Annotated in this window: 4 protein-coding genes; all 4 read right to left on the reverse strand. The window is 38.8% G+C overall.

Annotated features, from left to right (window positions below; genetic code table 11):
• Positions 1 to 2 precede the first annotated feature (2 nt).
• From PL77_RS29640 to PL77_RS29655, 4 genes are read right to left on the reverse strand one after another with little or no spacing between them, the layout of a single operon-like run.
• Positions 3 to 347, reverse strand: coding sequence for a hypothetical protein (locus tag PL77_RS29640; protein WP_044213617.1), 345 nt, complete (start codon positions 345 to 347; stop codon positions 3 to 5).
• Positions 340 to 735: a hypothetical protein gene (locus PL77_RS29645; protein WP_044213619.1), complete on the reverse strand. Its 396-nt coding sequence runs from the start codon at positions 733 to 735 to the stop codon at positions 340 to 342. Before PL77_RS29645 ends, PL77_RS29640 begins: the two co-directional genes overlap by 8 nt.
• A gap of 8 nt (positions 736 to 743) precedes the next feature.
• Positions 744 to 1,364: a DUF3164 family protein gene (locus PL77_RS29650; protein ID WP_044213622.1), complete on the reverse strand. Its 621-nt coding sequence runs from the start codon at positions 1,362 to 1,364 to the stop codon at positions 744 to 746.
• Between the two features lie 30 nt (positions 1,365 to 1,394).
• A complete protein-coding gene (locus PL77_RS29655; RefSeq protein ID WP_044213624.1) occupies positions 1,395 to 1,670 on the reverse strand; it encodes a hypothetical protein in 276 nt (91 codons plus the stop codon).
• Positions 1,671 to 1,806 lie beyond the last annotated feature (136 nt).

The raw sequence follows: 1,806 nt of genomic DNA on the forward strand, positions 1-1,806 counted from the left end.
AATCATTCATTGTGATAGTGTTTTTGTGTGAAAATATCGAGTTGCTCATCCAACTTATTGTACCACTCACTAAGGAGGTTGACAAGGTGAATATCTTGGTGTAAGTGCTCTCTGTTTCTGAACTTGAGCAATGGAAGTGCTTTGTGGAGCACTCTTGCCACTGTTGACGGAAGTTTAAATTTTACTTCTCCTTCCTTGCTCATCTTCTTCATTTCCTTTTCGTACCAGTAAGACAAAGTTTCAAACTCCAGTTTGCTCAGATTGGAGATAGAGGTGTACTCCATGATACTCAATACAAAATGATTGAAGGTTCTTACGTCGTTGACTTTAAGTGCGATCTTATCCATTTTCTAACCTTGCTCTAAGTTGTTTGATTTCATCTTTCAGTTGCTGTAAATTCAGCCATTTGGACTTTTGCTTATGCACTCCGTACTGTAAAAGCCAAGCATCAATCCGCTCATAGTCATTTACACGCTTGCCGTTTTTCATGATGGTGTATCCCATACGGGCAGTTAGCCCAAAGAAAATACTGCGTTGCTTCTTGTAAAGAGGGATGAGCTTACGTTCTTCCTGTTTCAGCCTTTCATACAATGCCTGAAACTCTTCTTCGGTCAGCTCCTTAAGACTTGTAGTGCGTTGGTTGGAGAAAGAGAGCACTATACTCTCTTTCTCTTTTTGCCAACCTAAAAACCTTAGCAGATTATGAATAGGAGCGTATTTATTATACTGTTTCATACGCCCTGTTACTTCCCTTCGTCTATTGAAAGGCTTGAAAAAGTTAGTACAATGCTGTCATAACCACCATGAATACCTTTCTCAAATACTTGGAAATAAAACTTGGTGTATCGCTCTCCATAAGCCTCATTAAAAAGGGCTACCGCTTCAAGCAGGGGAGTTATATTATTTTCCTGTGCGTGCTTGGCTATCTTCTGAATTTTCTGATAGTCAAATTTCCCTTGACTGTTCTTATCCAGCAGATCAAGAATAAACTCCGCCTGACGTTCGTCCGAAAACTCTTCTTTGATCCATTCTCTTACTTTGCTTGCTCCAAGCTCTGCTCGTTCATCATACTCCCTGACAGGTCGCATAGTAAACTGCACTTTGTATTTGTCATTGAGAATAGAGCTTCCTTGCTGTTCTTTTTTCACTTCTCCATACTCTTCCATTATCTTAAGGAAAGTGGTAATTTCTTCGTATGCTTCAGTTTTAAGAGCTATTAGTCTTGCTTGTTCCTCCTTGAATTTCTTTACCCATTTTTCTAATAGGTCTGCTTTCAGTTCTTCGTAAGAAAGTCTTTTGCTTTTTACTTCATCTTGTTTTTTAGCTTGAAGTTCAGCCAGTAATTTTTCTTCTTCCTGTGTCATTTTTCAATAGTTTATACGCCCTGTTACTTCCTAAGCCACGACAGCATCAGGTACGTTAGTTTCCAGTTGAATTAATCGAGTCACCAAAGAATCTTTTTCTTCTTCAGAAAGATCAGACCCCATCAGAATATCCTCCTCTGGAATCGTTTCTTCAGCTCCAGCTTCATCAATTACCAATACTTGATAGTCGATGCTTTCAAAAGTCTCGTCTGAGTAGTGCATACCTACTACCTCAGCGAAATGAGTTGTTCCGTTTTGTGCAAAAACGATGGTGAACCCTAAGCCATATTTGTTTTTTAAAGTCATATTAAAAGTGGTTTAAATATTAATTAATCATTAGTTGCATTGTTTCCCGAACAAACTTTGTAAGGCGTTTTTTTGCCTCGTCTGGTATCTCATCACCATACTCTTCCAGTACACCCAAAAACTCGTACATCGGTTT

This window comes from Flammeovirga sp. OC4 (assembly GCF_000812565.1).
Taxonomy (GTDB): Bacteria; Bacteroidota; Bacteroidia; order Cytophagales; family Flammeovirgaceae; genus Flammeovirga.

Coding starts and splice junctions, on each gene's coding strand:
- PL77_RS29640 (WP_044213617.1), bottom strand. CDS start 347: ATGGATAAGATCGCACTTAAAGTCAACGACGTAAGAACCTTCAATCAT.
- PL77_RS29645 (WP_044213619.1), bottom strand. CDS start 735: ATGAAACAGTATAATAAATACGCTCCTATTCATAATCTGCTAAGGTTT.
- PL77_RS29650 (WP_044213622.1), bottom strand. CDS start 1,364: ATGACACAGGAAGAAGAAAAATTACTGGCTGAACTTCAAGCTAAAAAA.
- PL77_RS29655 (WP_044213624.1), bottom strand. CDS start 1,670: ATGACTTTAAAAAACAAATATGGCTTAGGGTTCACCATCGTTTTTGCA.